The organism is Candidatus Symbiopectobacterium sp. (assembly GCF_020054415.1).
Classification (GTDB): Bacteria; Pseudomonadota; Gammaproteobacteria; order Enterobacterales; family Enterobacteriaceae; genus Symbiopectobacterium.
This window is the reverse complement of sequence record NZ_JAHWCO010000419.1, coordinates 1-2,472: the sequence shown is the minus strand read 5'-3', so window position 1 is coordinate 2,472 and position 2,472 is coordinate 1. Positions and strand designations below refer to the sequence as shown.

The following is a 2,472-nucleotide window of genomic DNA, read 5'->3' as shown; positions in this document are numbered from 1 at the left end:
ACCTTCAGGCCGGTTCCATCAATGACCAGATGTGAGATTTCACCACGGGTTGGCGTTTTTATGCCGATGTTCACTGTCTTTGCTCGCTTGCTGAGCAGCGAATAGTCTGGACAATGCAGCGACAATTTAATCAATTTAAAAATCGAGTCAACAAAGCACTGTAACGCCCTCAATGAAAGGCCAAACACGCGTTTCATCATCAGGACTGTGGTGATGGCCGTATCTGAGTAGTGGAGCGTTCGTCCACGCCGTTCAGTAGTGTTTTTTTCCGTCCGTGCAGCAATGGCTGATTTATCTAGCCATACGGTTAGAGAACCGCGCTGCTTGAAGGCCTTGTTATAAGAGGGCCAGTTGGTGATTTTAAAATTTTGTTTTGCCATGGAGACCTGATTTTGAAACAACTGTGGTGATCTGCTCCGATGATTACCCAAAAGTTCTATTTATTCAACAAAGCCCAAAAAAGAACAAAAAAATGGCGGGAGGTTGGCCCGTCGTCTATAAGTGAAGTGTAGGATACGCCTGTTAAGCGCGGAGTGTTAATACTTACATCAAAGTGCAGGGTGCCCTGACGTAAAATCAGGGCTTTCCCGTAGGATCACAGCATGATTGTCATCAAATACGCAGCAAAAAGCGCTAAATGTGCGCTGCCGTTCAACACGTTGGTCCTGCCTGTTGAGAACGAAATATGACATAACATCAACACCGAGACCATGACGACGATGCTTGGCATTTCCAGACCGAAATTCAGCGTATTGCCCGTTAAGCTGGCAATAACGGTTACTGCTGGCACGGTCAGTGAAATGGTGGCGAGCACCGATCCGAAAAACAGGTTCATTGCACGCTGTACCTGATTACGCAGCACTGCTTTGATGGCGCCCAGCCCCTCAGGAGAGAGAATAAGCAGTGCGACCAGAAAGCCAGTGAATTGCTCTGGGGCATTCATGCGTGTCAGCAGCGCATTAAGCGGCGTAGAGTCCATTTTGGTGATACTGATCACCGTCACCAAATGAATTAGCAGCCAGGCGGTGTGCCACAACGAACTGTGTGAAGAGGGTTTGCCATGGTGCGGATCGCAGTCATCACTTTTATCTTCATGTTCGTAGATAAACAGGCTCTGGTGCGTGCGCGTTTGGATCAGGAGAAACACGCCGTACATGGCGGCGGAGATGAGGGCGATAATCAGCGCTTGCCCGGTGGTAAAATTACCTCCCGGCAGTGAGGTGGGGAAGACCAGCACGATAATTGCCAGCGGGAAAATGGCCATCAGGTACTGCTTGATACCGATCAAATTGACGTGCTGCGTGGCAAATTTCCGACCGCCTAACAGTAAGGCAAATCCGACCAGACCGCCGCTGACGATCATGATGATGGAATAAAGCGTATCACGCATCAGGTCCGGGCCGGCATCGCCCGTGGCCATCAGCGCAGAGATCAGGCTCACTTCAAGAATGACGACGGAGAGGCTGAGGATCAGTGAGCCGTAGGGTTCTCCCAGCCGGTGGGCCAACACGTCAGCATGGCGTACTACGCTAAAGGCGCTGGCGAGAATGCCCAGCAGTGCAATAAAGTTGATGCCAAGGATTGCCATCAGGTTTTGTGCATTACTCCATTGCAACAAGACAAACAGCGCGATGATGGGGAAGATCAGGGAATATTCGTGGTGACGCGTTTTGATCACCTCGGTGTGCGACTTCATGGCGGGCGGCTCCTTATCAAAAGTATTGAGTCTTACTAACAGTGCCGCACGCCTTATTGTTCTCTTTACATGCGCCACGCGGGTAGCGACGGCAATGCATGGTTAAGGGTGTGACGTTGCGGAAAAAGTGGCTTACAGGTAGTTATAGCCTAAAAAACAGAAGCAGATTAGCAGAATGCGCGCAGCAGGCGGGATATTTTAAGTAATTTTACATTCTTGGTGACTAAAATGGGATTAGTGGGGAGAATTTGGCAGTTTTCTCCCCACTGTATTGATGTGGCTAGTGAATTTTAGCCCACTCAATCATCCGGATTATCCATGACATCGTGACGTTTCTGGTGATAATCCTCTTCGTTTAACCCTTCACGCCAATATGGCACAGCGTAGAGCTGATTTCTCTCAACCTTGAGTTCTCTGCGTACGTAACGGCGTAGTTGCACCACGATGCTGTCTTCGCACACCAGCCAGAAAAATGCACGGCTTGCGTCAATATCGCGCGTTACGGCGTGGAACTGTTGCAACAGCGTATCCGTGCTGGCGGTCGAGCCGACCACCCAATGCACGCTGAGGCCGGTGGGGGCGGCCAGTAGCAGACGATCTGCCTCACTGTCGATGCGGATAACGGCATGGCCGGTTGTACTAGCTCAGACCTGATCTGACAGTTACCGATTATTTATACAGGTGTCTGTCAGATTACATCTGGTTCAGATTCTTTTCTGCCCAGATCCGTTTTCCATCGAGTAAAGTGGCCATCGGCGTACGCCCGCAGCACGTTT

At 50.3% G+C, this 2,472-nt stretch carries 2 protein-coding genes and 1 pseudogene; all 3 read right to left on the bottom strand.

Annotated features, from left to right (window positions below; translation table 11 throughout):
• The coding region (locus tag QZ506_RS12355) for a transposase (protein WP_291971414.1) at positions 1-380 on the bottom strand (380 nt) is incomplete at its 3' end.
• 215 nt (positions 381-595) lie between these two features.
• The gene (gene chaA, locus QZ506_RS12350) at positions 596-1,696 is read right to left on the bottom strand and encodes a sodium-potassium/proton antiporter ChaA (protein WP_291971412.1); all 1,101 of its coding nucleotides are present in this window, start codon (positions 1,694-1,696) and stop codon (positions 596-598) included.
• Between the two features lie 299 nt (positions 1,697-1,995).
• A pseudogene (locus QZ506_RS12345) lies at positions 1,996-2,325 on the bottom strand (SIP domain-containing protein); the annotation flags it as partial.
• Positions 2,326-2,472: the final 147 nt, after the last annotated feature.

What these genes read in the sequence shown, in the direction of transcription:
- chaA (WP_291971412.1), bottom strand. Translation starts at nt 1,696, where the DNA reads ATGAAGTCGCACACCGAGGTGATCAAAACGCGTCACCACGAATATTCC.